At 65.2% G+C, this 15205-nt stretch carries 13 protein-coding genes; 4 read left to right on the plus strand and 9 right to left on the minus strand.

Annotation, left to right across the window (positions count from 1 at the left end):
* Positions 1-36: 36 nt before the first annotated feature.
* A complete protein-coding gene (locus tag SSO01S_RS10970) occupies positions 37-2295 on the minus strand; it encodes a glycosyltransferase family 4 protein (RefSeq protein ID WP_066798735.1) in 2259 nt (752 codons plus the stop codon).
* Positions 2296-2451: 156 nt separating this feature from the next.
* On the minus strand, positions 2452-2898 hold the full coding sequence (gene queF, locus SSO01S_RS10975; RefSeq protein WP_066798850.1) for a preQ(1) synthase: 447 nt from the start codon (positions 2896-2898) through the stop codon (positions 2452-2454).
* 53 nt (positions 2899-2951) lie between these two features.
* On the opposite strand from queF, the gene SSO01S_RS10980 reads away from it, so the two are divergent.
* The 4 genes from SSO01S_RS10980 to SSO01S_RS10995 all read left to right on the plus strand — a co-directional run bounded on the left by SSO01S_RS10980 (position 2952) and on the right by SSO01S_RS10995 (position 7431).
* A complete protein-coding gene (locus SSO01S_RS10980; RefSeq protein WP_066798736.1) occupies positions 2952-3776 on the plus strand; it encodes a sulfurtransferase in 825 nt (274 codons plus the stop codon).
* Positions 3773-4960, plus strand: coding sequence for a cystathionine beta-lyase (gene metC, locus SSO01S_RS10985; RefSeq protein WP_066798737.1), 1188 nt, complete (start codon positions 3773-3775; stop codon positions 4958-4960). Before SSO01S_RS10980 ends, metC begins: the two co-directional genes overlap by 4 nt.
* On the plus strand, positions 4960-6231 hold the full coding sequence (locus SSO01S_RS10990; protein WP_066798738.1) for a mechanosensitive ion channel family protein: 1272 nt from the start codon (positions 4960-4962) through the stop codon (positions 6229-6231). Before metC ends, SSO01S_RS10990 begins: the two co-directional genes overlap by 1 nt.
* Before the next feature lie 66 nt (positions 6232-6297).
* Positions 6298-7431 carry a GNAT family N-acetyltransferase gene (locus tag SSO01S_RS10995; RefSeq protein ID WP_066798739.1) on the plus strand — a complete coding sequence of 378 codons (1134 nt, stop codon included), beginning with the start codon at positions 6298-6300 and terminating at the stop codon, positions 7429-7431.
* Here SSO01S_RS10995 and SSO01S_RS11000 read toward each other — a convergent pair whose 3' ends face one another.
* From SSO01S_RS11000 to SSO01S_RS11030, 7 genes are all read right to left on the minus strand, one after another.
* Positions 7432-9120, minus strand: a complete 1689-nt coding sequence (locus SSO01S_RS11000) for a hypothetical protein (RefSeq protein ID WP_066798740.1) — start codon at positions 9118-9120, stop codon at positions 7432-7434.
* Between the two features lie 44 nt (positions 9121-9164).
* Positions 9165-10925: a hypothetical protein gene (locus SSO01S_RS11005; protein WP_066798741.1), complete on the minus strand. Its 1761-nt coding sequence runs from the start codon at positions 10923-10925 to the stop codon at positions 9165-9167.
* Positions 10922-12433, minus strand: coding sequence for an NAD(P)/FAD-dependent oxidoreductase (locus SSO01S_RS11010; protein ID WP_066798742.1), 1512 nt, complete (start codon positions 12431-12433; stop codon positions 10922-10924). Before SSO01S_RS11010 ends, SSO01S_RS11005 begins: the two co-directional genes overlap by 4 nt.
* 95 nt (positions 12434-12528) lie before the next feature.
* Positions 12529-12738: a helix-turn-helix transcriptional regulator gene (locus SSO01S_RS11015; RefSeq protein ID WP_066798851.1), complete on the minus strand. Its 210-nt coding sequence runs from the start codon at positions 12736-12738 to the stop codon at positions 12529-12531.
* Positions 12731-13165, minus strand: a complete 435-nt coding sequence (locus tag SSO01S_RS11020; protein WP_157073748.1) for a hypothetical protein — start codon at positions 13163-13165, stop codon at positions 12731-12733. The genes SSO01S_RS11015 and SSO01S_RS11020 overlap by 8 nt, the downstream gene beginning before the upstream one ends.
* A gap of 11 nt (positions 13166-13176) precedes the next feature.
* Positions 13177-13899 (minus strand): CPBP family intramembrane glutamic endopeptidase, encoded by a 723-nt coding sequence (locus SSO01S_RS11025; protein WP_066798744.1) that lies wholly within the window; start codon positions 13897-13899, stop codon positions 13177-13179.
* 79 nt (positions 13900-13978) lie between these two features.
* Positions 13979-15196 (minus strand): argininosuccinate synthase, encoded by a 1218-nt coding sequence (locus SSO01S_RS11030; RefSeq protein ID WP_066798745.1) that lies wholly within the window; start codon positions 15194-15196, stop codon positions 13979-13981.
* Between the last annotated feature and the right edge of the window lie 9 nt (positions 15197-15205).

Below are 15205 nucleotides of genomic sequence, written 5' to 3' on the forward strand. Positions count from 1 at the left end.
CACCCCCGGAAAGCCGACCGCCCCTTTGGCCAAAAGTCAGGCCACGGCGCGTTCCGGTCCTGCCACGACTTCCGCCGATTTTGAAAGAGCCGAAATCGCGCAATTGGCCAGCTGGAGCGCCAGAATCGATTCGGCGCCCTGATTCCGGTTGAGCCCATGCGGCATCAGGCCATCGAAGCAGCCGCCGTCCTGCGGGCTGGCCAGGGGCATTTCGAGATCGTTGGCGCCCAGATACCAACGATATGCGCGCTTCGCCTCCGCAACCCAGCGCGGTTCAAGGGTGATCTCATAAGCAGCCGCGCATGCCTCGACCGTTGCCTGCGCCTCCAATGGCTGCTGGTCGAAGATCAGCGGCTCGGCATAAGCGCGCCCGAAGCTCTCGGTCCCGACGGCACGGAAGCGTCCTTCCGGCGAAGTCTGACGCTCGACGATCCACTCCAAAGTCTCCAGCCCAACGCTCACAAATTCGCTTCGGCCGAGCGCCGCACCCGCGCGAAGCAGCGCCTCGGGCAGACGGGCATTGTCATAGGCGAGCACGATTTCGAACCAGCTCCATTCGGGACGGCGGGCGACATCGAGAAGCGCGATAAGTTCGGTGCCGAAGCGATCGAGGATCTCACGGCAAAGCGCATGGCCGGGATGCGCATCGAGCATCGCCGCAGCACCCAGCATCGCGAACGCCTTCGCGCGCGGACTGCCGAGTTCGAGCGCGATCGACGCGGTCGAATCGAACAGCGCGGATGCCCAGTCGCGGTGCTTTTGCGCACGCGCGTCCCGCGCCGTGACGCCGAGTGCCCAGAGCGCGCGCCCGTTCGAATCCTCCGAACCGGCATCCTCGCACCAGCTGCGATCGAAATTCATGAAGTTGCGGAAGCGCCGCTCTTCCGGGTTCCACGCATGCTGGACGAATGCGCCATAGATCGTGGTCCATTTGTCACGCAGCGTATCGTCCACATCGTCGATTTTCGACATGAGGATGAGCGCGCGGGCATTATCGTCGATGCAATAGCCGTGGCGACGATCGGGCACCGAATAGATCGAATGCTGGAGCATGCCGGTGGCGTCGCTCATGCGCTCCACCGCAGAGATATCGGGCTTGAGCGTGGCCAGCTCGCTGTTCTTCTTGGTCAGGCGCTGCGGCCGGGCGGCGACAACGTGCTTCAACTCGCGCATCGCGCGCTCGCTGAGCGCCGACCACAACATGGTACGGCCCCGCGCATAGGCCCGGCGGGACAGGGCGCGGAGCTCCGCCGGGTTCGCCAGCAATCCGCCGATCTCACGCGCGAACGCTGCGCTGTCGCCGAAATCAACCAATATGCCGTGCCCGTCGGCGAGGATTTCGGTGGCGTGGACATAGGGCGTCGAGATGACGGCCTTGCCTACGCCGACCGCATAAGAGAGCGTGCCCGAGGTGATCTGCGCCGGATTGCTGTAGGGCGTGGCATAGATATCCGCTGCCTGCAGATAATCGATCAGCCCATTATGCTCGACGAAGACGTCGATGAACTCGACATTTCCGGCAACGCCCTTCTCGGCAGCCAGCGCCTTGAGGCGATCGCGATAAGCCTCTCCCTCATGCGCCACGAGATTAGGGTGCGTCGCCCCGAGCACGACATAGAGCGCCTGCGGGTGCTTCTCGACGACCGCCGGCATCGCCTCGATCATCGTCTCGATGCCCTTGTTCGGCGCGAGCAGGCCAAAGGTGAGGACGACGTCGCGTCCCTCCCAGCCGAACTGCGGCTTGAAATCGTCGGGATCGGCAAAGCTGCGATCCGGCACGCCATGCGGGATCATCACAACCTTGTTGTCCTCGATCCCATGGACCCGCTTCAGGATATCGCGGCCGCGCTCGGCCATCACAATCACGCGCGAGGAGCGGCGCAGCAACGCTTCCATCACGCGGCGCTCATCGGCGTTGGGGCGTTCGAGAACCGTATGTAGCGTTGCGATGACCGGGATCGACAGACGGTTGATCAGCGCGATCAGGAATTCGCCGGCGGGGCCGCCATAGATGCCATATTCGTGCTGGACCCACAGCGCCTGCGCGCCGCTGGCCTCGATCGCGCGCGCGGCACTCAGATAGGCATCGCGATCATTTTGCGGGATCGCGGCCGTGACTGCCCTGGGATATTCGTAACGTCCGGGATGGTCGTCCATCGCATAGACATCGACCTGAAGCTCGGGGTAGCGCAGCTTGAGCGCATTATAGGTGTCGGTGGTGAACGTCGCGATCCCGCACTTCCGCGGCAGGAAGTTACCGATAAGGGCCAGATGCTGGATTGGCGGACGGTTCATTGTCGAATCTCGCTCCTTCGCTAATGCACATCAATAAATCGGCAGGATTGGCGCGGACGCCTGCTTTCCCCTTCTCAACACTCTGTTTTAAGTATGGTTGCACCCATGCTGCATTGCAACATGATTCAACGCGACGAGTCGTTGTAAATCTGGCGTTCAGCCGCGACCGCGATATCCTGGCACATCCTGCCCAGGTATCCAGACACCGGCAGGAGGCTCGCCGGACTGCCAGAACACGTCGATCGGGATGCCGCCGCGCGGATACCAATAGCCGCCGATCCGCAGCCATACCGGCTTCATCTCGTCGAACAGGCGCTGGCCGATGCCGACCGTGCAATCCTCGTGAAAAGCGCCGTGATTGCGGAAGCTGCTGAGGAAAAGCTTGAGCGACTTGCTCTCGACGATGGTATCACCGGGTACATAATCGATCACCAGATGCGCGAAATCGGGCTGGCCGGTAATCGGGCAGAGCGAGGTGAATTCGGGCGCGGCGAAGCGGATCAGATAGCGCGTACCCAGCCGCGGATTCGGCACATAGTCGAGTTCGGCCTCTTCCGGCGTGGCGGGGAGATGCGATGTCTTTCCGAGATGCTTGGCTTCCATCGCCGCCATGTAGCGATTTGCCCCGCGCTTTGCATCCCACTAGACCGATTGCGATGGACGAACTGGTAACGACCGAGTGGCTGGAAGCCGCGCCGCACGCATTGGTGCTCGACGCAACCTATACTTCCACCATCCCGGGATCGCCGACAAGGAACCCGCGCGCGGAATTTGAAGCCGAACATATCGCGGGCGCGCGCTTTCTCGATCTCGACAGCCTGATCGATGAGACGAGCCCCTTGCCTTCCACCATGCCCAGGGTCGCGAAGATTGCCGAACGGCTCCGCGAGCTGGGCGCCGACACCGAGACGCAGATCGTGCTCTACGATAACAGCCCGCACCACACCGCGTGCCGGGCATGGTGGGTGCTGCGGCTCGCGGGAGTCGATGCAGCATTGCTCGATGGCGGGATGGCGAAGTGGAAAGCCGAAGGCCGCCCGATCGAAAGCGGCCCGCACCGCGCCGCGCCCGGCAACTTCGAGCTGCGCGCGGCGAAATCTCAGGCACGCACACTCGATGCAATGAAGACGACGCGTGAGCAGATCGCCGATGCACGCTCCGCAGCGCGCTTCACCGGCGAGGAAGCCGATCCGCGCGGCGACGTCGCCGCCGGCCATATCCCGGGATCGAAGAACATTCCCTATCCGCGCTTCTTCAATCCGGACGGCACATGGAAGCAGCCCGAGGATATCCGCGCGGTGTTTGAAACAAGCGGGATCGACCTTGCGCGGCCTCTGGTCACCACCTGCGGATCGGGCATCACCGCCGCGATCCTCGCTTTTGGTGCGCATCTGCTTGGCAACGAAGCGGCCCTGTATGACGGAAGCTGGACCGAATGGGGTAGCCGCCCGGAGACGGCCAAGGCATTGGGGCCGGCATGAGCCAAGACAAGAAGCCCGCTACCCGCGTCGTCACCGCCGGCCGCCGCAAGGAATGGACGCAGGGGATCGTCAATCCGCCGGTGTGGCGGGCATCGACGATCCTGTACGACGATGTCGCGGCGCTGCGCGCGAACAACAAGGCCGATACGCACCACACGCTGTTCTACGGCCGCCGCGGTACGCCGACGCAGTGGTCGCTCTCCGACGCGCTGACCGAGCTGGAACCGGGTGCCGAGGCGACCTTGCTCTATCCCTCCGGCGTGGCGGCGATCGCGTCGGCATTGCTCGCGGTGCTTTCGCCCGGCGATCATCTGCTGATCCCGGACAGCGCCTATGATCCGACCCGCAACCTGGCCAACGGGCTGCTGCGCAAGTTCGGGGTTTCGACCAGCTTTTACGATCCGCTGATCGGCGGCGGCATCGCCGCGCTCTGCCAGGAGAATACCCGCGCGATCCTGCTCGAAAGCCCGGGCAGCCTGACCTTCGAAGTACAGGATGTCCCAGCGATCGTCGCGGTCGCCAAGGCGCGCGGCATCACCACGCTGATCGACAATACCTGGGCGACCCCCTTGCTCTTCCCGGTGATCGCGCTGGGCGTCGATTATTCGATCCTGGCCTGCACCAAATATATCGTCGGCCATTCGGACGTGATGCTGGGATCGGTGACGGCGGCGAAGGGCAAATATGACACGCTTCGCAATGCCACCTATCAGCTCGGCCAGATGGCCAGCCCCGACGATGCATGGCTGGGCGCGCGGGGATTGCGCACCATGGCAGTGCGGCTGGAGCAGCATGGGCGATCGGCGCTGGCTATTGCCGAATGGCTGAAGTCGCGGCCCGAGGTGGCGCGGGTGCTGCATCCGGCACTGCCGGATTGCCCGGGCCACGAGATATTCCTGCGCGACTTCAAGGGCGCGTCGGGACTGTTCTCGTTCGTGCTGAACGGCGGAGACGAAGCCGCGCGCGCAGCGCTGATCGACGGACTCGAGCATTTCGGGATCGGCTATAGCTGGGGCGGCTATGAGAGCCTCGCCATCCCCGTGGACCCCGAGAAGATCCGCACGGCTACAAAGTGGCAGGCCGACGGGCCTACGGTGCGGCTCCAGATCGGGCTGGAGGATCCGGGCGACCTGATCGCCGATCTCGAGGCCGGGCTCGCCCGCTTCGCACGGGCGCGGGGTTGATGCAGCAGATCGGCGCGTGGCTTGCGGGGCATGGCCTGCCCACCACCGCCGAACTGACCGAAGCGGCCGTCGCGGGCGTGCTCGTCCTGATCGCGCTGGCGATCGGCTGGCTGGCCGGACGGCATCTGGGCACGCGGATCGCCGATCTGCTCGGGCGGCGGACCAGCGGGCTGGGCGAAGGATTGGGCCCGCGCACCTGCACCATCGTCCGCTACGGCACCGCAGCCTTGTTGCTCTCGATCGTCACCGTGGCGTGGCCGTGGCAACCGCTCGCGGCGCTGGTGCTCGGTCTGGCGGGCGGCACGACAACGGCGCTTTGCGCGGTCGCAGTGCTGCGCGGGCTCAACCTTCCGCGCAGCGCGGCCTGGGCGCTGGCTGCGCTGGCCTTCACCTTCATCTTCAGCCAGGCGCTGGGTGGCTTCGCGATGGTGGAGACCACGCTCGACCGGGTGGGCGTCCAGATCGGCGCGCGACGGTTCACCCTGCTCTCGGCGATCACCGTCACGGTCACGATCCTGCTGCTCTTCGCCGCGGTCCGGCTGGTAAACCGGATGCTGGCGCACTCGATCAGCGAGGCGCGCGGCTTCGACCCCACGCAGAAGCTGCTGATCCAGAAGCTGGCGGGAATCGCAGCGGTGATCGTCGCCTTCTTCATCGGCGTCGATCTGCTGGCGATCGACCTGACCGCCTTTGCAGTATTCTCCGGCGCATTCGGCCTCGCCATCGGCTTCGGCATGCAAAAGACGATCGGCAATCTGATCGCCGGGATCATCCTGTTGATGGATCGATCGATCAAGCCGGGTGACGTGATCGTGGTGGGGGACAGCTTCGGCTGGGTGAACAAGATCGGCGTACGCGCCGTCAGCGTCATCACCCGCGACGGCAAGGAGCATCTGATCCCCAACGAAATCCTGATGACGCAGGAAGTGGAGAACTGGTCGTACACCGATCGCAACGTCCGCGTCCGCATCCCGGTGACCGTCGCCTATGACAGCGACCTGACGCTGGCGCAGGACCTGATGATGCGCGCCGTGGTGGAAAGCCCGCGCGCGCTGATCGATCCCCAGCCGACCGTCCGCCTGGCGGCGTTTGGCGAGAACGGCGTGGAGCATGAGATCTTCTGCTGGATCAGCGACCCCGAAGGCGGCGTCGGCAACGTGAAGAGCGACGTGCTCAACCGGCTATGGGTGATGTTCAAGGAAGCCGGGATCCGGATACCGGTGGCGCAGCGCGAAATTCGGATGGCGAAGGACGCGCCGAAGACTCCCTGAGATTCGCGGCAGGGCATTCTACGCGGTCCATTGCGGAATGCCCTGTCCTGTCCCTAACTAGGCGTCGTGCAGCCCTCCATCACCGCCCGCATCGCCCAAGGAGTCACCGCGATTCCCGCAGCCGAATGGGATGCGTGCGCTGGCACGGGCAACCCGTTCCTGAGCCATAATTTCCTGTCGATACTCGAACGTTCGGGATCGGTTTCGCCGCATGCAGGGTGGCAGGCGCTGCCCATCATCATCGACGGTGCGGACGGTGCCCCCGTCGCGATCGCGCCAGCCTATGCCAAGAGCCACAGCCAGGGCGAATATGTGTTCGATCACGCCTGGGCTGACGCATGGGAGCGGGCGGGCGGGAGTTATTATCCGAAATTGCAGGTCGCGGTGCCGTTTACGCCCGTGCCGGGACCGCGGCTGCTGCTGCGCGATGAAGCGCTGGCACCCGCGCTGATCGGCGCGATCGAGGCGGTAACGCAGCAGAACCAGCTGTCTTCGGCGCACGTCACCTTTCTAGACGAGCGCCAGTTGCACTGGTTCGAGGCGGCGGGATGGCTGGTGCGGGCGGGGACGCAGTTTCACTGGCATAACCGGGGCTATGCCACGTTCGACGCGTTTCTGGCCGCCCTGTCCAGCCGCAAGCGCAAGGCGATCCGCAAGGAGCGCGCCGCTGCGCTGGAGGGGCTGAGCGTCCGGCACCTGACCGGCGGCGAGATCAGCGAGGAGCATTGGGACGCGCTCTGGGAATTCTATCAGGATACCGGCAGCCGGAAATGGGGGCGTCCCTATCTGACGCGCGCATTCTTCTCGCTGCTGGGCGCGGAGATGGCGGACAAGGTGCTGCTGATCTTCGCAGAGCGCGACGGCGTGCCGATCGCGGGCGCGCTCAACCTGATCGGGGAAGACGCGCTCTATGGCCGATATTGGGGATGCAGCGAGGACGTGCCGTTCCTCCATTTCGAGCTTTGCTATTATCAGGCGATCGACGCCGCGATCGCGCGCGGGCTGGCGCGCGTGGAAGCCGGGGCGCAGGGCGAGCACAAATTGGCGCGTGGCTATGCCCCCACCACGACCTGGTCTGCGCATTTCATTCCGGATCCGGGCTTTCGCCGGGCGGTGGCGGATTTCCTCGTTCGCGAGCGCGCGGCGGTGGCGGAGGAGCAGGAATTCCTGGGCGAGCTGATGCCGTTCAGGAAAGGCTGATTATTCGACGGGCGACATGGAATTGCGCACCTCGTCCTCGGGCGTGGCGGCGAGCGGCTTGGGCGGCGGGAGATCGCGGACGGTGGGCTTTGCCGGATCGACGCTGTGATCGACCCGGAACAGGCTGCTCGTGCCGCTGCGCCAGACGGGCACCAGTCCCTGCTCCAGCCGCCGGTCATAAGCGGGCGGGCGGATCACCCAGACATAATCGAAGATGTCGCGCGGGAAATTGGCGAGCATGAACGCCACGGGCCGCCAATATTCGCGCGGGCATTGCACGTCGGTGACGATCTGCGACGGATCGTGGACGAAGCGGCGGCGGATATCGCCGCGCGGCCGATCGCTCTGATAGCGCACCGTGAGCAACTGCCCGCCCGCCATCGACCATTGATCATTGGTGTAGGAGAGCTTTCTTTCCAGCGCGAGGCCAGGGATGTGCTGGAGCCGCGTCATCCGCCACTCATTATAGCAGGTCTCGCCCACCAGGCTGAGCAGACGCGAACCTTCGGGTAGATGTTCGAGCGCCTTCAATTCGCGATCGTAGCTGCGATCGTAGAGGAAGAAGCTCCACGTCGTCGCGGCGATGCGAACGGTGAAGAAGGCCATGCCAAGCATCGCCACCGTCGCCGCGCCCCGGATGGAAAGGCCGGGCTTGGGCCGGATCGCGACGATCGCGATGGCGAGCATGAACGGCACCAGCCGCATGTCCGCATAGGCGGAGCCGAAGACGATGCGGGGGAGGAGGATGTACACCGCGAGGAGGAAGAGGGCGGAAAGGCCCAGATTTCGCGAATATTGGATGTTCGGATCGCGGACTGCCTTCAGCAAAAGCAGGAAAAGCACGCCGACCGAGGCGATGTCGAACAATTGCCAGCGATCGCGGAACACCTGGACCACCCAGAGGATCTTGGCCCGCCAGTTGAACATGTCCGCCGTTTCGCCGCCGACATGCCCGCCGCTGCGCCACAGCACCATCAGCAAGGCTGGCGGCGTGAGCGGCAGGCAGTGGAGCCCGGCATAGAAGCCCGGCTTGGCCCAGCCATTGAACAGATCGCGGTACCAGGGCCGCGACGTATCGCGCGCCAGATCATGCTGACGGATCAGCTCGGCGGAAAATGCCAGCACGCCCAGCACACCCCAGCCAAAGGTGTGCGCCACCCAGATCAGGCACGATACCGGCACGAACACGATCGCGCGGAACACCAGCCTGCCCTGCCGCGCGAGGCAGAGCCACCAGCCGAACGCCAGCAGCGCGAGCGCCATCGACAGCGCGAAATTGACGAAGCCGAAATGGAAGGGGAAGGAATAAGCCAGCGGCAGCGCGAACAATGCCGTCGCCGGGATGCGGCCATGCACTTCGCGCGCGATCCACAGCAGTCCCGCGACCGTCATCGCCGGGATCGAAATGACGATCAGCTTTACCGCGAATTCGAGCCCGAAGACCTTGGCCAGCGGGATGATGAGCAGATCCACGCCCAGATTGCCCATCAGGCTCCACTGGAAATTATACCATTGCTGGAGATGCGGATATTGATCGTAGACCAGCTGAACCCGGTAGCGCCCCATATGGCCGGGCAGATCGACGAGCGGGGGGATTTCGGGCCACAGCAAAGGCACCGTCGCAAGAACGGTGCACAGCGCCACAAACCACCGTGTTTGCCACCAATGCGGCACTTCGCCCCTGTCCATTACCGGCTTCTAAGCGCGTGCCGGGCGCGGCTGCAAGCAGATGCTTAGCGGACGACCCGCCAGACCATGACCGGCGACCCCGGAATGGGAACGGGCTGGAGCCAGGCGAAATGTTCGCCGCGTTCGAGCCGCGCCCAGAAACCATCGGGAGCGGTCGCCTTGTACAGCTCGGTCTCGTTCGTTCCGGGGCAGCCGACGACATAATCGGCATGCGAGGCCAGCACCGCAGCATGCGCAGCTTCGGGCGTGGCGAGGAAGGTGGCGAGCACGCGGCGCATCGCTTCGGAATTGCGGTGATAGCCCGCGCCGATCGCGCTGTGCGGGGTCCAGGCGAGCAGATGCGGGCTGACATCGACCGGTGCGAACATGGTGGCGGCGGGAAGCGCGGCGAGATCGGCGATCTCATGCCCCTGATTGCAGGTCGGCACGCCGGGCGCAGTGGGTGACGCGGCGTCGCCGCCGGCCATTCCGAACAAGGCGCTGGCGGCGAGGCCGGGCGTTGCCGCGAGCAAGGCGGCGGCAGTGGCAAGCGTGCGCTTCGGGATCGAAGGCACGGCGCGCGCGCTGGTGAGTAGCCGGTAAAGCAGCCATGCGCCGCCCGGCAGCGCCAGCGCGTTGGCGGTCGCGCCGGTGCGCATGACGAGGATCGAGAGCGCAAAGGACAGCCCGGCAAGCGCGAGCATCATCGCCCAGCGGGTGCGCGCCTCGCCCCGGCTTTCGCGCCAGGCAAGCACGCCACCGACAAGACCGGCGATGGGAAAGCCGATCGTCATCAGCGCCCAGGCAGGCACCTGTTCCCAGACCGGAAGCCCTTCGGAGACGTTCCTGTACCAGAGCGTATAGGTGAGCGGATCGAGCGTGGCGAAAGGCCCCTGGGTGCAGGAAGGCGCCTTGCTGACGATGATCGCAAGCGCGGCTGCACCGGCGATGGCGAGCATCGCGAGGCGCGCGGGAAGATTGGCGCGGGGCGCGAACATGGCGGCGCATGCGCCGAGCGCGCCGGTGGCCAGCGCGGCGATCCAGACGGGGGCGATCGCATCGCAGGCGAACGCCATCATCGCCGGACCGCGCGTTACTACATGCAGCAGCGCGACCCCCGCTACCAGCGTGGCGAGCGCTGCGACGGCCTGTTCGCGGCGGCCGGGATCGAACACCCAGGCGAGCAGCATCACGCCGATTATCGCGACGGTGATCGGCAATCCTTCGAGCGAGACGGTGAGCAAGGCGGCGAGCGACAGCCCCGTGACCGCGCCCGAGCGCGCATTGGGCCTGCCGAACAACGCGACCACAGCAGCGAGCGCGAGCGCGATCTGCCAGCCATGATGATCGATGCGCATCGGGCGGAGCTGATAGAGGAGCGGCACCGAGAGCGGCGCGAGGAGCACCGCCATCCTGGCGCGCTCCAGCCCGGCGATGCGGCGCGTGAGTTCGGCACCAAGCGCGATCACGACGAGCAAAGTGAGCAGCGGGACTGCGGTGAGCGCGATGCGATCGGCCCACCACGGCCCGACGATCTGCGTGAAAAGCGCGATGACGAATGCGAGCGGGATATCGACGAGGCGCGACCAGTGCATCTCGAACTGGCCGCCCCACAGGCGATGCTGGCTGACGTCCCACCAGCTTTGCCCGCCAAGCCAGTCGCGCACTTCGTTGAGGCGCATCGCGTCATCGGGATCGGGAAACCACAGGTTCACGATCTGCGGCAGGGAGATCGCAGTCAGGACGCAGGCGGCGACGCCCCAGCCGATCAGCACGGTCGGCCAGAGGCGCGCGCCGGCATCCGGCTGGGCCTGCGCGCGGATCATGCCGCCCTCAATTTCTCCGGAACGAGGCGTTCGGACGCGAGCGCTGCCTGTTCGCCCTCGGTGCCGCTCTCGTGATATTCGGCGTCTTCGTTGACGTTCCAGACGTCATAAACGCGCGCACCCGCCTCGATATTCCTGACCGTGAGCATCGCGGTCATCATCGCGTGATCCTGATTGTTGTAGCGATGCATGCCGTTGCGGCCGATCATGTGGAGCGTGGGATAGCGCGTCTCCAGCTCACGGCGCAGCACATCGACATTGTCGCGATAGGTCTCGTCATAGACCGGATAGGCCTTTTCCTGACGAACCACCGCGCCGCCGACGACCGTGGCGGGATCGGCGAGGCCAAGCTTGTGCAGCTCCGCCGTGGCGAGCGCGATCAGATCCTCGTCGGAAGACGACCAGAGGCCATCGCCTTCGAAGCAGAAATATTCGAGGCCGACACAGGCGAGGTTCTCGTCGGGCACCATTTCGGGCGACCAGCTGCGGAAATTCTGGACGCGGCCAACCTTCACGCCCTCTTCGTGGATATAGATCCAGTTATCGGGGAACAGGTCTTTGGAACGGATCATCAGCGCGACGGTGAGGAAGTCGCGGTAATGCAAGTCCATCGCCGCCGGGATGTTTGCGGGCAGCGGCTGGATGCGCCCGGCAAGCTCACGCATCGGTGCCGACGAGATGACATGGCCGGCATTGATCGTGACGATATCGTCGCCATGGCTGGCCTGCACGTTCCATCGGCCGGTCATGTCGTTGTGCGACATCGCCTTGAGGCTATGCCCCATCAGCACGCGATTGCCGCCTTCGACCACCCGATCGCGCGCGGCTTCCCACATCATGCCGGGGCCCTTGCGCGGATAGCGGAAACTTTCCAACAGCGTCTTGGTTTCCATGCCGTCATTGGGCTTGCGATTGAGGTGGAGCGAGCGCTTCAGGCCGTCCATCACGGCCCTCCCGAGGCTGAGCCCCTTGATGCGCTGCGCGGCCCAATCCGCCGACATCTCGTCGCACGGCATGCCCCACACCTTCTCGGTATAGGTCTTGAAGAAGATCGAATAGAGCCGTCGCCCGAACTGGTTGACCACCCAATCCTCGAAGCTCTTCACGTCCTTTTTGGGGAAGAGCTTTGCCCTGGCATAGCTCGCCATGCACAGCGTGGAGGTCCAGATGCCGAGATTGAACAAGGCTTCGAACGCGCGCAGCGGATAGCTGTAGAATTTGCCGCCATAGAAGATGCGGCTCATCCGAGGGCGCTCGATGAAATCGTCCGGCAGGATCTCGTTCCAGAGATCGACCACTTCCTTCGACTTGGAGAAAAAGCGGTGGCCGCCGATATCGAAGCGGAACCCCTGATGCTCGACCGTGCGGCTGATCCCGCCGACATAGACGGGGTCCTTCTCGATCACGGCGACCGAATAACCCGCCTTGGTGAGCAGATATGCCGAAGTCAGCCCCGCGGGACCCGCGCCGATGATGGCCACGTCAACGGCATTCGTGGAAGCGGGCATCCTGGCAATTCCCCCGGCGGTGTGCACCAAAGGGAAATGAAGAGAGAAGGATAATGTTGGGTTAACGAGGGGCGGCCGCCGCGGCGGCGCTGCGGCTATTCCTGAAGGAAGAACAACGCCTCGACCGGCACCCCGAGCGCGCGGGCGAGCTGAAGCGCCAGCGTGGCCGAAGGCGTGAACACGCCGTTCTCGACGGTGTTCACGGTCTTTCGCGACACGCCGACGCGCTCGGCGAGCTCGGCCTGGGTGAGGCCGGCCTGAACCCGCATGCTCTTGAGGTGATTGCCGAGCGTCGCCCTAGCCATCGCCATCGTCTCCCTGCCGCTCGAACCACGTGAAGCTGGCGGCATGGGCGACGACCGCGACGATGACCAGTGCCGTGAGCAGCGGCGTGGCGGGCAGGGACAGCCACGCCGCGACGGGGAGCGACAGGCCCGCCACCGCGAGCGCCGCGACATAGCCGATCGCCATGGCGCGCACCGTGTTGCGCGTCGAAAGCTCGTCATAGAGCATCTCGGCTTCGCGGGGTCGCGCCAGCGCGCCGAGCTGGAGCGCGCTCAGGCCGAGGCTCGCCAGCGCGGCCAGCGCCGCGCCGGACACCGCTCCGGCGAGCAGCGGCGTTCGCGGGCCCGCCCCCGACTGGAGCGCCAGCGCGCAGGGGAGGACGAGGATCAGGCCGAGCGCGAGCGCCGCCATCAGCCGGCGCCGCGTGCGTGCAGGATTCGAAGACATTCCCACCTCCTTCAGTTGATGTAGCCAGGGAACGGCACGCCCGCATAGATCAGCGTCAGCGAGATCGTGTCGGTCGCGCCGTGCGCGAGGATCGGCGCCCAGAGGTTGCGGCCCGAAGCGAGCCAGATTCCGGCGAAGACGAGCCCCGCCCACGCGGTGAGCACGATGCCGGTGGGGCCTTGCAGCGCGTGAAGCCAGCCGAACAAGGCGGCCTGAAGCAGCATCGCCAGGCCGAGCGCGACGCGCCCGCCGCCACAGGCGATCCGCAGCCGATCCAGCACGAAACCGCGCGACAGCAGCTCTTCGCCGAACGCGGCGCTGCCCCACACCACCAACGCGAGCCAGACGATCCAGGCAAGCGTGTCGCCTTGGATCGCGCCGCGAATATAAGCGAGGTCGAGCGGCGGCCAACCGGTGTGGATGCGGATCACCGCGCCGATCGCGAGCGCGCCGAGCCAGGAGATTGCAAGGCCAAGCGCCGCCCAGCCGAGCGTCGCGCGCCAGGAGGCCGGGGCACGCAGGCCGAGCGCGACATAGCCCTGCCCCGATCGCCGGAGCAGCAACGCCCCCGCCCCGACCGCGCCCCACATGCCGAGCGCCATAGCGGGCGTCGAATAGGCCGGGGGCAGCGGGGCGGCGGCTGCGCCCAATATCGCCGCCGAGACGAACAAGGCAGCCAGAACCAGCAGAATCTGGGCAAGCGCGCCGAGCCGCTGCCGCCATCCGATATGCATGACCACCTCCCATGAGCGTGTCACCCATGGGTTACATACGAGGCTATGCAGGTAACGTCAAGGTTACATTCTGACGGGCCTAGCCCTGGCGGCGGCCCAGCAGGCGGAGGCGGAGCGCGTTGAGCTTGATGAAGCCTGCGGCGTCGCGCTGATCGTAGGCGCCCTGATCGTCTTCGAAGGTCACGACCTTTTCGCTGTAGAGCGAGTAAGGCGATTTGCGGCCGGTGACGATCACGCTGCCCTTGTAGAGCTTGAGGCGGACGGTGCCCGTCACCTTTTCCTGGCTGTAATCGATCGCGGCCTGGAGCATCTCGCGCTCGGGAGCAAACCAGAAGCCGTTATAGATCAGCTCGGCATAGCGCGGGGCCAGCTCGTCCTTCAGATGCGCCGCGCCGCGATCGAGCGTGATCTGTTCGATGCCGCGATGCGCGAGGTGATAGATGGTGCCGCCGGGCGTCTCATACATGCCGCGCGACTTCATGCCGACGAAGCGGTTCTCGACCAGATCGAGGCGGCCGATGCCGTGCTTGCGGCCGAGATCGTTGAGGGCTGCCAGCAAGGTTGCAGGCGACATGGCCTGACCGTTGAGCGCGACGCCGTCGCCGCGTTCGAAATCGATCGTGATGACTTCGGGCACGTCCGGCGCGTCTTCCGGATTGACGGTGCGCGAATAGACGTAATCGGGGACTTCCTGCCACGGATCCTCGAGCACCTTGCCCTCCGACGAGGTGTGCAGGAGGTTCGCGTCGGTGGAGAAGGGCGATTCACCGCGCTTGTCCTTGGCGATCGGGATCTGGTGCTTCTCGGCGAACTCGATCAGGCGCTCACGGCTGGTGAGATCCCATTCGCGCCAGGGGGCGATGACCTTGATATCGGGGTTCAGCGCGTAATAGCCGAGCTCGAAGCGGACCTGATCATTGCCCTTGCCGGTCGCGCCATGGCTGACGGCATCGGCGTTCACCAGCTTCGCGATCTCGATCTGGCGCTTGGCGATCAGCGGGCGCGCGATCGAGGTGCCGAGCAGATACAGCCCCTCGTACAGCGCGTTCGAGCGCATCATCGGGAAGACGAAGTCGCGGACGAACTCCTCGCGCAGATCGTCGATGAAGATATGCTCGGGCTTCACGCCGGCCATCTGCGCCTTGCCGCGCACCGGCTCTAGCTCTTCGCCCTGGCCGAGATCGGCGGTGAAGGTCACGACTTCGCACTGATATTCCTGCTGGAGCCATTTCAGGATCACGCTGGTGTCCAGCCCGCCCGAATAAGCGAGGACGACACGGTTGATCTGATCGGACATGAAACGACT

Origin of the sequence: Sphingomonas soli NBRC 100801 (assembly GCF_001591025.1) — a bacterium.
GTDB lineage: Bacteria > Pseudomonadota > Alphaproteobacteria > Sphingomonadales > Sphingomonadaceae > Sphingomonas > Sphingomonas soli.